Origin of the sequence: Kitasatospora albolonga, assembly GCF_039535905.1 — a bacterium.
Lineage (GTDB): Bacteria > Actinomycetota > Actinomycetes > Streptomycetales > Streptomycetaceae > Kitasatospora > Kitasatospora albolonga.
Map to the genome: position 1 here is coordinate 16,272 of NZ_BAAAYB010000007.1, position 16,575 is coordinate 32,846.

Annotated in this window: 12 protein-coding genes; 10 read left to right on the forward strand and 2 right to left on the reverse strand. The window is 73.6% G+C overall.

Annotation, left to right across the window (positions count from 1 at the left end):
• Positions 1-29: 29 nt before the first annotated feature.
• Positions 30-1,061 carry a cation diffusion facilitator family transporter gene (locus ABD946_RS02260; RefSeq protein ID WP_345279518.1) on the forward strand — a complete coding sequence of 344 codons (1,032 nt, stop codon included), beginning with the start codon at positions 30-32 and terminating at the stop codon, positions 1,059-1,061.
• A 48-nt stretch (positions 1,062-1,109) separates the two neighbouring features.
• Positions 1,110-2,027 (forward strand): 5'-3' exonuclease, encoded by a 918-nt coding sequence (locus ABD946_RS02265; RefSeq protein WP_345279520.1) that lies wholly within the window; start codon positions 1,110-1,112, stop codon positions 2,025-2,027.
• Positions 2,028-2,087: 60 nt separating this feature from the next.
• Here ABD946_RS02265 and ABD946_RS02270 read toward each other — a convergent pair whose 3' ends face one another.
• Positions 2,088-4,961 carry a DEAD/DEAH box helicase gene (locus ABD946_RS02270; protein ID WP_345279522.1) on the reverse strand — a complete coding sequence of 958 codons (2,874 nt, stop codon included), beginning with the start codon at positions 4,959-4,961 and terminating at the stop codon, positions 2,088-2,090.
• Positions 4,962-5,381: 420 nt separating this feature from the next.
• Here ABD946_RS02270 and ABD946_RS02275 point away from each other — a divergent pair, with 420 nt between their 5' ends.
• The 4 genes from ABD946_RS02275 to ABD946_RS02290 all read left to right on the forward strand — a co-directional run bounded on the left by ABD946_RS02275 (position 5,382) and on the right by ABD946_RS02290 (position 7,716).
• The gene (locus ABD946_RS02275) at positions 5,382-5,783 is read left to right on the forward strand and encodes a peptidase inhibitor family I36 protein (RefSeq protein WP_345279524.1); all 402 of its coding nucleotides are present in this window, start codon (positions 5,382-5,384) and stop codon (positions 5,781-5,783) included.
• 36 nt (positions 5,784-5,819) lie between these two features.
• A complete protein-coding gene (locus ABD946_RS02280) occupies positions 5,820-6,767 on the forward strand; it encodes a hypothetical protein (RefSeq protein ID WP_345279525.1) in 948 nt (315 codons plus the stop codon).
• Positions 6,768-7,013: 246 nt separating this feature from the next.
• Positions 7,014-7,358, forward strand: a complete 345-nt coding sequence (locus ABD946_RS02285; protein ID WP_380150385.1) for a hypothetical protein — start codon at positions 7,014-7,016, stop codon at positions 7,356-7,358.
• Positions 7,359-7,383: 25 nt separating this feature from the next.
• Entirely contained in the window at positions 7,384-7,716 is a 333-nt protein-coding gene (locus ABD946_RS02290; RefSeq protein ID WP_345279529.1) for an ArsR/SmtB family transcription factor, read from the forward strand.
• 142 nt (positions 7,717-7,858) lie between these two features.
• On the opposite strand, the gene ABD946_RS02295 is transcribed toward ABD946_RS02290, so the two are convergent.
• The gene (locus tag ABD946_RS02295; RefSeq protein ID WP_345279531.1) at positions 7,859-9,028 is read right to left on the reverse strand and encodes an aminotransferase class V-fold PLP-dependent enzyme; all 1,170 of its coding nucleotides are present in this window, start codon (positions 9,026-9,028) and stop codon (positions 7,859-7,861) included.
• 83 nt (positions 9,029-9,111) lie between these two features.
• Here ABD946_RS02295 and ABD946_RS02300 point away from each other — a divergent pair, with 83 nt between their 5' ends.
• The 4 genes from ABD946_RS02300 to ABD946_RS02315 all read left to right on the forward strand — a co-directional run bounded on the left by ABD946_RS02300 (position 9,112) and on the right by ABD946_RS02315 (position 16,498).
• Entirely contained in the window at positions 9,112-11,184 is a 2,073-nt protein-coding gene (locus ABD946_RS02300; RefSeq protein WP_345279533.1) for a S9 family peptidase, read from the forward strand.
• 67 nt (positions 11,185-11,251) lie between these two features.
• On the forward strand, positions 11,252-11,908 hold the full coding sequence (locus ABD946_RS02305) for an HAD family hydrolase (RefSeq protein ID WP_345279535.1): 657 nt from the start codon (positions 11,252-11,254) through the stop codon (positions 11,906-11,908).
• A gap of 167 nt (positions 11,909-12,075) precedes the next feature.
• Positions 12,076-14,445, forward strand: a complete 2,370-nt coding sequence (locus tag ABD946_RS02310) for an immune inhibitor A domain-containing protein (protein ID WP_345279577.1) — start codon at positions 12,076-12,078, stop codon at positions 14,443-14,445.
• A gap of 274 nt (positions 14,446-14,719) precedes the next feature.
• Positions 14,720-16,498, forward strand: a complete 1,779-nt coding sequence (locus ABD946_RS02315) for a helix-turn-helix domain-containing protein (protein WP_345279537.1) — start codon at positions 14,720-14,722, stop codon at positions 16,496-16,498.
• Positions 16,499-16,575 lie beyond the last annotated feature (77 nt).

Consider the following 16,575-nt stretch of genomic DNA (forward strand, 5'->3'; position numbering starts at 1 on the left):
GCGGCGCGCCGGGCGGGAAGGGGACCACCATGGCGAACCACCGACACGCACACGGACCGGACGGGCACTCCCACGGCAGCCACTCCCACGGGGTCTCCGCCGACGCCGACCGGCGCTGGCTGCTGGGCGCGCTGGCGCTGATCGTGCTCTTCATGGCCGGCGAGGTGGTGGTCGGCCTCGCCGCACGGTCGCTGGCCCTGCTCTCGGACGCCGCGCACATGCTCACCGACGCGGTCTCCATCGTGCTCGCGCTGATCGCGATGGCCCTCGCCCGGAGGCCCGCCCGGGGCGGCTACACCTACGGGCTGAAGCGGGCCGAGATCCTCTCCGCCCAGGCCAACGGGATCACCCTGCTGCTGCTCTCCGCCTGGCTCGGCTACGAGGCGGTGGTCCGGCTGCTCGAACCGCCGGAGGTGACCGGCTCGCTGGTGCTGGTCACCGCACTGGTCGGCATCGTGGTGAACGTCGCGGCCACCTGGTGCCTGTCCCGGGCCAACCGCAGCTCGCTGAACGTCGAGGGCGCCTTCCAGCACGTGCTGACCGACCTCTACGCCTTCGTCGCCACGGCGGTGGCCGGTCTGGTCATCGTGACCACCGGCTTCACCCGGGCCGACCCCATCGCCTCGCTGATCGTGGTCGCCCTGATGCTCAAGGCCGGCCTCGGCCTGGTCCGGGCCTCGGGGCGGATCTTCCTGGAGGCCGCGCCCGCCGGCATCGACCCGGACGCGGTGGCCGACCGGCTGATCTCCGGCTCGGAGGTCAAGGAGATCCACGACCTGCACATCTGGGAGATCACCTCCGGCGAACCCGCCCTCTCCGCCCACGTCCTGGTCGCTCCCGGCGGCGACTGCCACGCCGTCCGCCGCGACCTCCAGCGCACCCTGCGGGAGGAGTACCGGATCACCCACACCACCCTCCAGGTCGACCACGTCGGCGAACAGCTCGGCCAGGACCTGCTCACCCTGGGTCGTTCGGCCGTCGAGGCCCGGGACCGCCCCCGCGACGAGCACTGCGACGACGTGCACGGACCGGTGCACCGCGGCGGGCCGCACGAGCACTGACCCCGCGCTTGTGAGGCTCCGTCAGCCCGTTGCGGCATGATCGGAGGCATGACCGCACCCAGGCTGATGCTGCTCGACTCGGCGAGCCTCTACTTCCGTGCCTACTTCGGCGTGCCGGAGTCCATCAAGTCGCCCGACGGGCAGCCGGTGAACGCCGTGCGCGGCCTGCTCGACTTCATCACCCGCCTCGTCCAGGACCACCGGCCCGACCAGCTGGTCGCCTGCATGGACGCCGACTGGCGCCCCGCCTGGCGGGTCGAGCTGATCCCCACGTACAAGACCCACCGGGTCGCCGAGGCCGCCGTGGACGGCGAGGAGGAGGTCCCCGACACCCTCGCCCCCCAGGTCCCGGTCATCGAGCAGGTCCTCGACGCCCTCGGCATCGCCCGCCTCGGCTCCCCCGGCTACGAGGCCGACGACGTGATCGGCACCCTGACGGCCCGGGCGACCGGCCCCGTCCAGATCGTCACCGGCGACCGCGACCTCTTCCAGCTCGTCGACGACGCCCGGGGCATCCAGGTCGTCTACCCGGTCAAGGGCGTCGGCAACGCCCAACTGATCGACGAGGCCGCCCTGGTGGAGAAGTACGGCGTCACCGGGGCCGAGTACGCCGACATGGCCGCCCTGCGCGGCGACCCGAGCGACGGCCTGCCGGGCGTCAAGGGCATCGGCGAGAAGACCGCCGCCCAGCTCATCCGCGAGTACGGCGACCTGGCCGGCATCCGGGCCGCCGCCGCCGACCCGCTCTCCAAGCTCACCCCGGCCCGCCGCAAGAACCTCCTCGACGGCGCCCCCTACCTCGACGTCGCCCCCACCGTCGTCCGGGTCGCCACCGACGCGCCGCTCCCCGACTTCGACCCCGCCCTCCCCAAGGAGCCGCTCGACCCCATGACCCTGGAGGAACTCTCCACCCGCTGGGGCCTCGGCAGCTCCCTGGAGCGCCTGGTGGAGACGCTGGGTGCGTGAACACGGCGGCGCCCGTACCCGGACTGACGGTCAGTCGGGTACGGGCGCCGGCGCTGTCGGTCAGCCGACCGAGCTGTAGGCGATGATGCCGCGGCGGAGGCTGTCCACGGCCTTGCGGGCGGTGGTGCGGAGCTTGGTGTCGTCGCCCGCGGCGTCCTGGATCTGGCTGAGGACGTCGATCAGCTGCTTGGTCCAGCGGACGAAGTCGCCGGCCGGGAGGTCGGCGTCGCGGAGGACCTGGTCGAGGTTGTGGCCGAGGGACCAGCGGTAGGCGACCCAGGCGAAGCCGAGGTCGGGCTCGCGCTGGCCGACGCCCTCGGCGGTGTTGATGCGGTGCTGCTCCTCCAGGGCGTCGAGGTGGCCCCAGATGCGGATCATGCTGGCGAGGGCCTCCTTGGCGGCGCCCTCCGGGACCCGCGGGGTGGCGGCGTCGTCGGACTGGCGCGACTCGTAGACCAGGGCCGAGGCGCAGGCGGCGAGTTCGGCCGGGGCGAGCTCGGCCCAGACGCCCTCGCGGATGCACTCCGAGGCGAGCAGGTCGAGCTCGCCGTAGAGCCGGCCGAGGCGCTTGCCGTCGTCGGTGACGGTGTCCCCGCTGAGGTAGCCGAGGTCGGTGAGCAGGCCGCAGACGCGGTCGAAGGTGCGGGCGATGGTGTGGGTGCGGGAGCGCATCTTGCGGTCCAGCACCTGGGTGTCGCGCTGGAGCCGGTGGTAGCGCTCGGACCAGCGGGCGTGGTCCTCGCGGTCGGAGCAGCCGTGGCAGGGGTGCTGGCGCAGCTCGGTGCGCAGCCGGGTGATCTCCGCGTCGTCGGCCGCGGCGGCCCGGCCCTTGCGGAAGCGCTCGGGCTCGAGGTGGCCGGCCTTGGTGCGCAGGGCGGAGGCCAGGTCGCGGCGGGACTGCGGGCTGCGCGGGTTGAAGGACTTGGGGATCCGCAGCCGGTCGACCGCGGTCACCGGGTACGGGAAGTCGATCATCGCGAGCCGCTTGACCTGCCGCTCGGCGGTGAGCACCACCGGGCGCGGGCCGTCCTGGTAGTCGGGGTGGCGCTGGTGGCGCGGCGAGCGGGAGACCGGTGGCAGGCCCGGGTCGAGGACCAGGGCGAGCCCGGCGAACTTGCCGGTGGGGACGTGGATGACGTCGCCGGGCTTGAGGGCCTCGATGGCCTCGATGGCGGAGGCTCGGCGCTGGCCGCTGCCCTCGCGGGCGAGTTCGTTCTCACGGTCCTTCAGCTGCCGCCGCAGGCCCATGTACTCCTCGAAGTCGCCGAGGTGACAGGTCATCGACTCGCGGTAGCCCGCCAACCCGTCCTCGTTCTTCTGCACCTGGCGGGCGATGCCGACCACCGCGCGGTCCGCCTGGAACTGCGCGAAGGAGGTCTCCAGCAGCTCCCGGGAGCGGTGCCGCCCGAACTGGCCGACCAGGTTGACGGCCATGTTGTAGGAGGGGCGGAAGGAGGAGCGCAGCGGGTAGGTGCGGGTGCCGGCCAGGCCGGCCAGCGCCTCCGGGTCGAGGCCGCGCTGCCAGAGCACGACGGCGTGGCCCTCGACGTCGATGCCGCGGCGGCCGGCCCGGCCGGTGAGCTGGGTGTACTCGCCGGGGGTGATGTCGGCGTGGGTCTCGCCGTTCCACTTGACCAGCTTCTCCAGGACCACGGAGCGGGCGGGCATGTTGATGCCCAGGGCGAGGGTCTCGGTCGCGAAGACGGCCTTGACCAGGCCCTTCACGAAGAGCTCCTCGACCACCTCCTTGAAGCGGGGCAGCATCCCGGCGTGGTGGGCGGCGATGCCGCGCTCCAGCCCGTCCAGCCACTCGAAGTAGCCCAGGACGTGCAGGTCCTCGTCCGGGATGTCGGCGCAGCGCTCCTGGACGATCTCGCGGACGGTGGCCCGGTCGGCCTCGCGGTTGAGCCGCAGGCCGGAGGTGAGGCACTGCTGGACGGCGGCCTCGCAGCCGGCCCGGCTGAAGATGAAGGTGATGGCGGGCAGCAGGCCCTCGGCGTCGAGGCGGTCGATGACGTCGACCCGGCCCGGGGTCCAGACCCGGCTGGGGCGGCCGTTGGGCATCGAGCGGCCGCGGCCGCGGCCGAAGCGGTCGCCGCGCGGGTTGCGGTCGCCCTCGGAGCGGGAGAGGCGGACCAGCTCGGGGTTGACCGCCTTGGCGGGGTTGGTGAGCGAACCCTTGGGGCGGCCGTCCCGGTCCGGGTCGGCGAACAGGTCGTACATGCGGTTTCCGGCCATCACGTGCTGCCAGAGCGGCACGGGACGGTGCTCGGAGACGATCACCTTGGTGCCGCCGCGCACGGTGTCCAGCCAGTCGCCGAACTCCTCGGCGTTGGAGACGGTGGCGGAGAGCGAGGCCAGCACCACGGACTCGGGGAGGTGGATGATGACCTCCTCCCAGACCGCGCCGCGGAAGCGGTCGGCGAGGTAGTGCACCTCGTCCATCACCACGTAGCCGAGGCCGTCCAGCGCGGAGGAGCCCGCGTAGAGCATGTTGCGCAGCACCTCGGTGGTCATCACGACCACCGGGGCGTCGCCGTTGACGCTGTTGTCGCCGGTCAGCAGGCCGACCTTGTCGGCCCCGTAGCGCTTCACCAGGTCGCCGAACTTCTGGTTGGAGAGCGCCTTGATGGGCGTGGTGTAGAAGCACTTGCGGCCGGACTGCAGGGCCAGGTGGACGGCGAACTCGCCGACGATGGTCTTGCCGGAGCCGGTCGGCGCGGCGACCAGCACGCCCTCGCCGGCCTCCAGGGAGCGGCAGGCCTCCAGCTGGAAGTCGTCCAGCTCGAAGTCGTAGAGCTGACGGAAGCCGTGCAGGACGGTGGCCTGCTCCTTGGCCCGGCGCCGGAAGGCGGCGTACGCCTCGGCGGGGCTGAGCTCCTCGGTGTCCGGAGCGGCCGGGTTCTCGGGGCGCTCGGGCACGGCGCTGTTCATCGGCGTCACCTCTTCTTCCCGTGGGACTGCTGGATGCCGGGCCGGGGAAGGGCCGGGCGGGACGGGTGCGCAGACGGCGACGCCTGCGGCTGCGGGGCCCGCGCGGCCGGGGCGCGGAGGGCCTCGGCACGGACGGGGGCGCAGCGGGTGCGGTTGGTGTGGTGATCGTGCATCTCAGCCAGACATTACCCGCCAGGACCGACATCAACAGCACCCTTTTCGCGGGATCCCGGACGGGAGCGGGGAGGGGCGGGGAGCGGGGGCGGCGGGTGCCCGGACCGGGGCGTACCGGGCCGGAGCGGGCCATGACAACGTGGCGCAATCACGCCTGTGCAAGGAGTCACGGCAGTGCTCCACTTACCCATCAGCACCAGGCACCGGGTACCGCGTCCCGTTCCCCCTTCCAGAGAGGCCCCAGCCATGCCGGCTCAGCGACCACGGCTCCTGCACCGCCTGACCACCCTTGCGACCGGGCTCACCGCCGCCGCCTGCCTCGTCCTGGCCGGGGCCGCCCCGGCCGGCGCGGCCGAACTGGACGGGGTGAGCGAGCCCGGGGAGTTCGCCATCTACGGCGGGCCGAACACCACCTACGAGGTGCTGGACCTCTACCTCTCGCGGGGCGACTTCACCCAGCTCGCCTGGCCCCGCTACGGCGGCGCGGTGAACGACCAGAACGAGTCCTACTGGAACCGGGACAGCTACACCTGGCACGTCTACAGCGACGTCTACCGGGGCGGCCGGCACGGCTGGATCAACGCCGGCGTGGCCTCCAACGCCACCAGCACCTTCTGGCACCAGATCTCCTCCGCCTACTACAACTGACCCCTCGTCAGGGTCGTCACCTCCGGGAGCTCCCCCTTGCGTTCCTCCGTGCTGCCCGCCGCCCTCGCCGCCGCCGTCCTGCTGTTGGCGGGCTGTTCCGACGGCGGGACGGGGAGCGCACCCGGCACCGGGCCCGCGCTCCCGGGCCCGGTGCCGACCCCGGCGGACGCCGGGGCGCTGCGGCTGCCGCTCCAGGAGTACCTGCCGAGTGAGGGCGAGCTGGACCGGCTCGACCGGGCGCAGCGGATCCTGACGGACCAGTGCATGGCCAGGTACGGCTTCCGCTACCGGGTGCCCGAGCTGCCGCCGGCCGGCGCGCCGGGCAACACCCGGCGGTACGGACTGGCCGATCCGGCCGAGGCGGCCGGCAGCGGCTACGGGACGCTGGGCGCCGAGGGCCGGGCCAAGCCCCCGCAGCCCTCGATGGACCCGACCGAGCGGCTGGTGCTCGGCGGTGAGGACGGCGCCGATCCGGCCTCGCTGCCGGCCAACCAGGCGGACGCGGAGAAGTCCGGCCGCAGCGCGGGCCGGGTGAACGGGCTGGCGGTGCCGCCGGGGGGCTGCGTGCGGGAGGGCTACCTCAAGCTCTGGGTGCCGACCGCCGGGGCGCCCGACCCGCTCAAGGTGCAGGACCTGGACGCCGACGGCTACGACCGCTCCCGCCGGGACGCCCGGGTGGACGCCGCCCGCGAGGCCTGGGCCAGGTGCATGGCCGGCAAGGGCTACCGGGCCGAGAACCCGGTCAGCCCGCAGCCCGAACTCGGCCTGCGGCCCGAGGCGTTCACCGGTCCCGAGGGGATCACGGCGGCCACCGCGGACGTGGCCTGCAAGCGCGAGACCAACCTGGTCGGCATCTGGTTCGCGGTGGAGTCCGCGTACCAGCGGGACCTGATCGAGCACAACGGCGAGCTGCTGCGGGCCTCCCGGCGGCAGTTGGACGACTCGCTGAGGCTGGCGGCCGGGCTGGTCACCCCGATCGGGTGACCCGGCTCCGGCGGGCGTCCCGGGGCGTCCGTCGATCACCTTCGGATCAGCTTGTCAGTTGCACAATCCTTCATCCCGTCAACACCCGGTCGGGCCCGGTCCTTCTTCGGTCGGTTCCGGGCAGAGCGCCTGCGGCGCGGGGTCCGCTTCCTACAGTCGGTGCACCGGGGCCGCCCACAGGGGCGCGGCCCCCGCCGACAGCGGGAGGGCACCGTGGCAAGTCTCGACAGCGCGCTCAAGGACGCCATGAGCATCGACGGTGCGATCGGTGTGGCACTGGTCGACTACGACAGCGGGATGGCGCTCGGCACCCTGAGCGACGGCAGCAGCGACCTGGACCTGAACGTGGCCGCCGCCGCCAACACCGACCTGGTCCGCGCCAAGATGCGCACCATGCAGATGCTCAACCTGCACGACAACGAGATCGAGGACATGCTGATCTCGCTCACCACCCAGTACCACCTGATCCGCCCGCTCACCATGCCCAACGGGCGCGGCCTCTTCCTCTACCTGGCCCTCAACCGGGCCCGGGCCAACATGGCGATGGCGCGACACCAACTGCGCCTGATCGAGGCAGGCCTGGAACTCTGACGGTGCGCCAGGGGGGTCACGACTCATGCCGGTCCAGCTGTACCAGGCCAAGGCGGAGCTCTTCCGGATGCTCGGGCACCCGGTCCGCATCCGGGTCCTGGAACTCCTCCAGGCCGGGCCGACCCCGGTCCGCGACCTGCTCGCCGACCTGGAGATCGAGCCGTCCAGCCTCTCCCAGCAGCTCGCCGTGCTGCGACGGGCGGGGATCGTCACCGCCACCCGGGAGGGCCCCACGGTGGTCTACGCCCTGGCGGGCGGCGACGTGGCCGACCTGATGCGGGCGGCCCGGCGCATCCTCACCGAGCTGATCTCCGACCGGGACGCGCTGCTCGCCGAGCTGCGGGCGGCCGGGAACTGACGGCGGGTCACGCGGTGTCCCGTCGGAGGCCCGGCCGCACAGCGGGCCTCCGACGGGGGCGGTGGGAGGGGGCCACGATCCCCTCCCACCGCGGCTCGGGCTCCCAGGAGCGGGGGAACCCGAGGGCTCGACGGGCAGCCGCTCAGCGGCCGTCCAGCAGCTCCACCAGACCGGACGCCAGGTTCCGGTACTCCTCCGGGCGGTTGTAGACCTGGGCGCTCACCCGGAGCACCCCGCCGCCGGACCACGGGCGGATCGCCACCCGGGCGTTCAACCGCCGCCGGATCGCCACCATCAGCGCCTTGGCGGTGTGGTCGCTCTCCGCGCAGCCCGGGGGCAGCCGGACCGCCCGCATCGCCGCGCCGGGCAGGCCGGGCAGGAAGCGCAGCCCGGTGCGCTCCACCAACTGCCGCTGCCCGTACACCGCGAGGGCCTCGTTGTGGGCGCGGACCCGCTCGGCACCGAGCTGGTCGAGCAGGGCGAAGCCGGTGGGCGCGGCCAGCCAGGGGGTGTAGTCGGCGGTGCCGCGCCACTCCACCCGGCCGGGGAAGCCGCGGTCGTGCTCCCAGGAGAACATCAGCGGCCGGATCCGCGAGCGCCAGCCGCCCGCCACCGCGAGGACCGCGGCGGCCCGCGGTGTGAAGGCCCACTTGTGCAGGTTGCCGACCCAGAAGTCGGCGCCGCCGGCCTGCTCGCCGAGGTCCACCGGGAGCATGCCGGGCGCGTGCGCGGCGTCCACCACGGTGATCACGCCGCGGGCGCGCAGCTCCGCCAGCAGTACCGGGTCGGCGATCTGACGGGCCGTCGGCGAGGTGACCAGGTCGAGCACGGCGACCTTGGTGCGCTCGTCCACGGCCGCCAGGATCCGCTCGCGGACGGCCTCCTGGTCGGGGGTGTGGACCGAGAGCCGGACGGTGCGGACCCGGGCGCCGCTCTCGTCGGCCCGGCGCTCGGCGGCGCGGGTGACCACGCCGTAGCCGTGGTCGGTGACCAGCACCTCGTCCCCCTCGGCGAGCGGGATCGAGTCGAGCACCACCGCCACGCCCTCGGTGACGTTGGTGACCAGCGAGATCCGGTCGGGGCGGGCGTTCAGGGCGGTGGCCACCCGGGCACGGGCCCGGGCGATCCGGTCGGGCAGTTCCAGGAACCAGCCGTCCGGGTCCTGCTCCTCCTCGGCCCGCAGCTTGGCCTGGGCGCGCTGGACGGGTAGCGGTACCGCCCCGTACGAGCCGTGGTTGAGGTGCGCCACGGCCGGGTCGAGGGTGAACAGCGAGGCCGCCCCCTGGATCTGGCGGGGCAGTTCGTCGCTCATGGGGCTCCCTCGAGTGATGATGTGTGACATTTCACACTGCATACTTCTAGCCGAAATCCCCCCTCCAGGGCAACCATCGGGCCGTGACGCACACCGACCAGTTCCTCGCCCTCAGCTCCCGCACCGGCCGTTTCACCTACGGCGCCCCGCGCGCGGTCACCTTCTCCGCCGACGGCACCCGGCTGCTCCTCCTCCGCTCCACCGGCCCGGAGGACCCGGTGGACCGACTCTGGCTGTTCGACCTGACCACCCGTCAGGAGCACCTGGTCGCCGACCCCGCCGTCCTGCTGCCCGGCCGCACCGGCGCCCCCGCCGACCTGCCCGTGCTGGAGCGCCGCCTGCGCGAGCGGATCCGGCTCTGGGCCCCCGGCATCGGCTCCTTCGCCGCCACCTCCGACCTCGCCCAGGCCGTCTTCGCCCTCGACGGCCGGATCTTCCGCACCGCCGTGGCCGACGGCTCGACCACCGAACTCCCGGTCGCCGGACCGGCCTTCGACCCCCGCCCGAACGCCGACGGCTCGGTGGTCGCGTACGTGACCGGCGGCGCGCTGCACCTGACCGACCGCGCCGAGCCGCTCAGCCCGGCCGACGGCGCCGTCTGGGGCGTCGCCGAGTTCGCCGCCGCCGAGGAGCTCGGCCGCACCCGGGGCCACTGGTGGTCACCCGACGGCCGGGCCGTGCTGGCCACCCGGATCGACGAATCCGCCCTCCCGCTGCGCTGGTTCGCCGACCCGTCGCACCCCGAGCGGGCCCCCGAGAGCTTCGCCTACCCGCAGGCCGGCGGGCCCAACGTCGACCTGCGGCTCTGGGTGCTCGGCCTGGACGGCACCCGCACCGAGGTCGCCTGGGACCGCGCGGCGTACCCGTACGTCTGCGCGGCCGGCTGGGAGGGCGACGGCGAGCTGCTGCTCACCGTGGCCGACCGCCTCCAGCAGAACGTGCTGCTGCTCAGCGCCGACCCGGCCACCGGCGCGACCCGCGAACTCTCGCGCACCGTCGACGAGTTCTGGGTGGACGACCTGCCCGGCACCCCGGCCCGGCTGTCCGACGGGCGGCTGCTCACCTCCGCCGACACCCCCGGCGGCGAGGCCCGCGCGGTGGCTCTGGACGGCAAGATCCTCACCGACGAGCGGACCCAGGTCCGCCGGGTGATCGGACAGCACGGGGACGGCCTGCTGATCGAGGCCGGCCAGGACGACCCGGCCGACCAGCACGTCTTCCTGCTCGACCCGGACAGCGGCGCGCTCTCCCGGCTGACCGAGGGCACCGGCGTGCACTCCGTCCTCGCCGCGGGCGACACCCTGCTCCTCACCCACGCCACGCCCACCGGCATCCGGCGCCGACTGCACTTCTCCGGCGAGGAGTTCGACCTCCCGGACCGCGCGGCCGCGCTGCCCTACGTGGTCACCCCGAAGCTCGCCCGGGTGACCGAGCTGGGCCTGCCCACCGCGGTGGTCTACCCGCGCGACCACGTGGCCGGCACCCGCCTGCCGGTGCTGCTCGACGTCTACGGCGGCCCCGGCTACCAGGCCGTGGCCAACGAGCCGCGCCGCTGGCAGGCCCGCCAGTGGTGGGCCGACCAGGGCTTCGCCGTGGTCACCACCGACAACCGGGGCACCCCGTTCGTCTCGCCCGCCTTCGTGAAGGCGATCTTCCGGCGCTTCTCCGCGGTCGCGATCGAGGACCAGGTGGCCGCGCTGCAGGCGCTCGCCGAGACCCACCCCGACCTCGACCTGAGCAGGGTCGGCGTCCGCGGCTGGTCCTACGGCGGGTACTTCGCGGCCCTCGCGGTGCTGCGCCGCCCGGACGTCTTCCACGCCGCCGCGGCGGGCGCCCCGCCCACCGACTTCCGCCAGTACGACACCGCCTACACCGAGCGCTACCTGGGCCTCCCCCAGGAGAACCCCGAGGGCTACGCCGCCGACTGCCTGGTCGACGACGCCCCCGCGCTCACCCGCCCGCTGCTGCTGATCCACGGCCTGGCCGACGACAACGTCCACCCCTCGCACACCCTGCTGCTCTCCGAGGCCCTGCACGCGGCCGGCCGCGCGCACGCGGTGCTCCCGCTCCCGGGCGTCTCGCACATGACCCCGGACGGCATGAACGAGCTCGTCACCGAGGCCGAACTGGCCTTCATCCGCTCGCACTTGGGCTGAGGGACGGCGGGGCGGTCCGATGGAAAAGCACTCCACCGGACCGCCCCGCTCCGGTTAGCCTTCGCCGATGGCCTACCAATTGGTGATCTTCGACAACGACGGCGTGCTCGTGGACAGCGAGCCGACCGCGCACCGGATCCTGTCCGGGTACCTGACCGAGCTCGGCTACCCGACCACCCTGGAGGACTCGCTCCGGGACTTCCTCGGCAACGCGGGGCGCAACGTCCACGAGGTGGTGGCCCGGCGGTACGGGGGCACCCTGCCGGAGGACTTCGAACGACGCTGCCACGAGCGGGTGTTCGCCGCGTTCCGCGAGGAGCTCGCCCCGACCCCGGACGCGGCCGAGGTGCTCGCGGAGCTCGGCCGGCGCGGGGTGCCGTACTGCCTGGCCTCCTCCTCCGACCACGCCTGGATCGAGCTCACCCTGGAGCGGACCGGCCTGCGGCCGCTGCTGCCGGCGGGGTCGGTGTTCAGCGCCCAGGACGTGGGCGGCGTGGGCAAGCCGGCCCCGGACCTCTTCCTGCACGCGGCGGCCGCCCTGGGGGTCGCACCCGCCGACTGCCTGGTGGTCGAGGACAGCCCGAACGGCGTGTTGGCCGCCCGGGCCGCGGGGATGGACGTGCTCGGCTACACCGCGCTCACGCCCGGGCCGAAGCTGACCGGGGCCGGGGCGACCGCCCTGATCGGGCGGCTGCCGGAACTCCTCGACCGGCTGACGGCCTGACGGCCCGTCAGGACCCCGCCGCCCCCGGGAGGGTGCGGCGGGGTCCTCCGTGTTTCCGGTGGGAAATTCGGGTAGTCAGAGGGGTTCCGTGTGATGGATGACATGTGAAATATTACCCTCGCTCACCCGACCACCCCCGTCCGGAAAGGACCGGTCAGTTGCGCAGAATGACCGCAGCGGCCCTCGCTGCACTGACCACCAGCGCGATAGCGGCCTCGCTGATCGGCAGCGGCATCGCTGCCGCCGCCCCGCTCCCCACTCCCCCCGTCCAGTCGCAGGACGCCCAGGCCGGCGGCGGACTGGAGGCCAAGGAGGCCCCGCAGGCCCCGCTCGCCCCGCAGGAGAAGGTCCGGCAGGCGCTGCGCACCAAGGCGCTGGAGCAGCTCAACAAGGGCGCCGTGGCGAAGACTTCGGCGAAGACCGCGCCGAAGCAGGTGAAGATCGGCAACGACTTCGTCCAGCTCGCGCAGGAGCGCAAGGACAAGGTCTTCGTCATCCTGGCCCAGTTCGGCGACCAGGTCGACAACACCACGCTGTACAACGGCGTCCCCCGCTACGCCGGCACCCCGGGCCCGCGCCACAACGCGATCCCGAAGCCGGACAAGAGCGACACCCACACCTTCTGGAAGAACGACTTCTCCAAGTCGTACTACCAGCAGATGTTCTTCGACGACACGGCCGGCGCCAACTCGATGCGGAACTACTACCGCACCCAGTCCTCGGGCCGGTACGACATCGAGGGCACCGTCTCCGACTGGGTGACGCTGCCGTGGAACGAGGCGCGCTACGGGTCCAACAAGGGCCCGCAGGGCGGCGGTGCGTGGACCCAGGCGCACGAGTTCATCCGGGACGCCACCAAGGCCTGGTACGACGGCGAGATCGCCAAGGGCCGCACCGCGCAGTCGGTCAAGGACGAGCTCAAGCAGTACGACGTCTACGACCGCTACGACTTCGACAAGGACGGCAACTTCAACGAGCCCGACGGGTACATCGACAACCTCGTGGTGGTCCACGCGGGCGTCGACGAGACCTGGGGCGGCGGCGCGCAGGGCGGCGACGCCATGTGGGCGCACCGCGCCTGGGCCCTGCCGGACCCGTCCGGCCAGGTCGGCCCGGAGGGCAACAAGATCGGCGGCGCGCCGCTCGGCGACTCCGGCCTCTACGCCTACGACTACGTGCAGGGCGGCGAGAACTCGGGCGTGGGCCTGTTCTCGCACGAGTACGGCCACAACCTCGGCCTGCCGGACCTGTACCCGACCAGCGGCGGCGACAACAGCGTCAACTTCTGGTCCCTGATGTCCTCGGCCTCGTACCTGGGCAAGGGCAAGAACACCACCGGCGAGTACCCCGGTGACCTGGACGCCTGGAGCAAGCTGCAGTTCGGCTGGCTCAACTACGACGACGCGCAGGCCGCCACCCGGTCCAGCCACGCGCTCGGCGTCAGCGGCTACAACACCGACCAGGCGCAGGCGGTGCTGGTGCACCTGCCCCCGGTCACCAAGACCACCACGCTGGCCGACCCCTTCGAGGGCGCCTCGCAGTGGTACAGCGGCACCGGCGACTACCTGGACAACTCGCTCTCCCGCACGGTCGACCTGACCGGGAAGACCGGCAGCGCGAACCTGTCGGCGGCCACCTGGTACGACATCGAGCAGGACTACGACTTCCTGACCGTCGAGGCCAGCACCGACAACGGCAAGACCTGGAAGGCCCTGGGCGGCACGGTGGACGGCTCGCCGATCACCAACACCGCGGCCAACGTCCCCGGCTTCAGCGGCACGTCGAACGCCTGGCGGCAGGTGGGCATCCCGCTCACCGCCTACCTGGGCCAGAAGGTGCAGCTGCGCTTCCACGTCACCTCGGACTCCAACACCCACGGCAAGGGCGTGCTGGTCGACGCCGTCAAGATCACCGCCGGTGGCGTCGAGATCCTCAACGACGGTGCGGAGAACGGCAACCAGGACTGGGTGCTGAACGGCTTCACCCCGCTCAAGGGCAAGGACTCCGTCAAGGAGCACCCGCGCGCCTACGTGGTGGAGAACCGCCGCTACGTCGGCTACGGCGCCTTCCTGAAGACCGGCCCGTACAACTTCGGGTACTCCGGGGTCGCGGGCAAGACCAACGTGATCGACACCTACCCGTACCAGGAGGGCGTCCTGATCTGGCTCTGGGACACCAGCTACCTGGACAACAACACCAAGGACCACCCGGGCGGCGGCCTGATCCTCCCGATCGACGCCCACCCGCAGCCGATGAAGTTCTCCGACGGCACCCTGGTGAACGGCCGCGCCCAGACCTACGACGCGACCTTCTCGCTCCAGCCCACCACCGAGTTCACCCTGCACAAGGCCGGTGTGCTGAACGCCTTCCCGTCGAAGCCGGCCGTGCCGGTCTTCAACGACCGCACCGGGGTCTACAGCGACCCGGCGCTCCCGCAGCACGCGGTGGCCGTCCCGAACACCAACACCAAGATCGAGGTCGTCCGGGAGACCCAGGGCGGCAAGCTGACCACCGTCCGGGTCGGCCCCGCCTCCTGACCCACCCTTGCACCACTCTCGCTGACCACCCGTCAGCAGCACGAACCGGAGCCCCGGTCCGCACACCCTGCGGACCGGGGCTCCGGCCGTGGTGCGTACGATCGGCGCGGGTCGATCGGGGGGACGGCGCGCCTGAGGGAACGTCATCGCGACGGCAGGCACGGCCGGGGCCACGTAGCAGCGCGTGTACCGAGGAGGGGCCTTGCCCACTGTGGGGTCACTGACCGATGTGCCGGGATTGCGGCTGATCGGCGGGACGGGAGCGGAACGTTCGGTGACCGGGGTCGCCGAACCCGACGAGGAGGTGGCGGACCGCCTGGTGCGGGTGCCGCCGCAGGCGACCGAGCGGGACTTCGCCCGGCTGGCCGCGGGGCGGGCGGCGGCCGTGGCGGTCACCGCGGCGGAGCCCAGCGAGGGGCACCGGGCCGGGGCCGCGCGGCACGGCCTGGCCCTGCTGGCGGTCGAGGACGAGCGGAGCTGGCTGCGGGTGGCCCGCCGGATCGGCGACGCCCGGCTGCGCGAGGTGCAGGGCGAACAGGCCGAGCTGGCCCAGCTGTTGGCCCACCTGCGGGAGCCCGGCGGGCGGGCCGACCAGCGGCTGGAGCGCCTGGTGGAGTGGCTGGCCCGGGCGGTCGGCGGCCCGGTGCGGCTGACCACCGGCCGGCCCGGCGAGCCCGCCGTGGCGGCCCCGGCCGGGACGGAGCACCTGCTCGCCGCCGCCGCGCCGACGGTGCGCGAGCTGACGGACGGACGGCTGCGGGCGGCCGCCCTGGACGCGGGCCCGCTCCGGGTGCGGCTGACCACGGTCGGCGGCAGCCGGCCGTACCCCGTCCTGGCGGTGGGTCGCAGCGAGCCATTCGACGCCCGGGCCGCCGCCCTGGTCGCGCACGCCGCCGACCTGATCGCGCCGCTGGTGCGGGTGCGGCAGGCGGAGGCGGACCGGGAGCGGCTGGAGGAGGTCAAGGCGGCGCTGCGGGTCGCGGTCTTCCAGCTGCTGATGGGCGGTGAGGTGACGCTCGCCCAGCGCACCGGGGAGGGCCTCTCCCCCGGCCTGCTGGACGCCGAGGAGCAGCGGGTCTACGTACTGGAGGGTCCTGCGCCGGAGCGGGACGAGCTGGCCCGGCGGTGCCGGGAGGCGCTCGGCCCCACCGCGCTGGTGGTCCGCTGCCCGGCCTACGAGCAGCACCTGATCGTGGTGGCGCCGCTGCGGGAGGACGGCACCCGGCAGGAGGAGCAGGAGGGCTGGGACCGGGTCGGCCTGACGCTGCGCGAGTTCGTGGCCGGGCGCCCGGACCGCTCGCTCGGCGGCAGCGGCCGGCTGCCGCTGTCGCAGACCGCCGGCTCCTACGGGGACGCCACCCGGGCGCTGGCGGTGGCCCGGCTGCGGCCGGGGCGGGCGGCGCTGTACGCCGCCGAGAGCCGGCTCGGCCAGGTGCTGGAGCCGCGCGGTGCGGCGCGCTGGGCGGAGGAGGTGCTGCGCCCGCTGCACGCGCTGCCGCTGAGCGGGCGGGACCAGCTGCTCGGGACCCTGCACCTGGGCCTGGAGTTCCCCGCCGTGAGCGCCGGGCGCATCCTCGGGGTCAGCCGCAACACCGTGAAGGCCCGGCTGGACCGGGCGGCCGCGCAGCTCGGTCTGGACCTGGCCGGGGTGGCCGGCCGCACGGTGCTGCACCTGGCGCTGCAGGCCTCCACCTCGGTGGCCGCCTGCGCGGTGGCCGCCGGGGCGGGCCTCCCGGCGCCCGGCCTGGGCGAGCTGCTGGCTGCCGCCCCGGTGGCGGACTGGGCCGACGGGCTGTTCGGGCGGCTGGCTGAGGACGGCCGCGAGCTGCGGTCCACCCTGCTGGCCTGGGTCCGCGCCGACCTCGGGGTGGAGCGGGCCGCCCGGGAGCTCGGACTGCACGCGCAGACCGTCCGGGAGCACCTGCGGGCGGCCGAGCGGCTGCTGCAGCGTCAACTGCTCGCCGGGGGCGGCGGGGTGTACGAGGTGGTGCTGGCCTTCGCCGCGCTCGGGGAGCTGGCGCTGCCCGAGCCTGGGGTGACCGTGCACAGGTGACAGCTCCCGCGGCGGCGACCGTGCACTCGTGCGGTACCTGACGAGGTGTCGGCGGGCGTACCGTCGGGGACACGAGC

Excerpts from the sequence above, each read along its gene's own strand:
- ABD946_RS02310 (WP_345279577.1), top strand. The coding sequence starts at position 12,076 with ATGACCGCAGCGGCCCTCGCTGCACTGACCACCAGCGCGATAGCGGCC.
- ABD946_RS02285 (WP_380150385.1), top strand. The coding sequence starts at position 7,014 with ATGAGCATCGACGGTGCGATCGGTGTGGCACTGGTCGACTACGACAGC.
- ABD946_RS02305 (WP_345279535.1), top strand. The coding sequence starts at position 11,252 with ATGGCCTACCAATTGGTGATCTTCGACAACGACGGCGTGCTCGTGGAC.
- ABD946_RS02290 (WP_345279529.1), top strand. The coding sequence starts at position 7,384 with ATGCCGGTCCAGCTGTACCAGGCCAAGGCGGAGCTCTTCCGGATGCTC.
- ABD946_RS02265 (WP_345279520.1), top strand. The coding sequence starts at position 1,110 with ATGACCGCACCCAGGCTGATGCTGCTCGACTCGGCGAGCCTCTACTTC.
- ABD946_RS02270 (WP_345279522.1), bottom strand. The coding sequence starts at position 4,961 with ATGAACAGCGCCGTGCCCGAGCGCCCCGAGAACCCGGCCGCTCCGGAC.
- ABD946_RS02295 (WP_345279531.1), bottom strand. The coding sequence starts at position 9,028 with ATGAGCGACGAACTGCCCCGCCAGATCCAGGGGGCGGCCTCGCTGTTC.
- ABD946_RS02275 (WP_345279524.1), top strand. The coding sequence starts at position 5,382 with ATGCCGGCTCAGCGACCACGGCTCCTGCACCGCCTGACCACCCTTGCG.
- ABD946_RS02260 (WP_345279518.1), top strand. The coding sequence starts at position 30 with ATGGCGAACCACCGACACGCACACGGACCGGACGGGCACTCCCACGGC.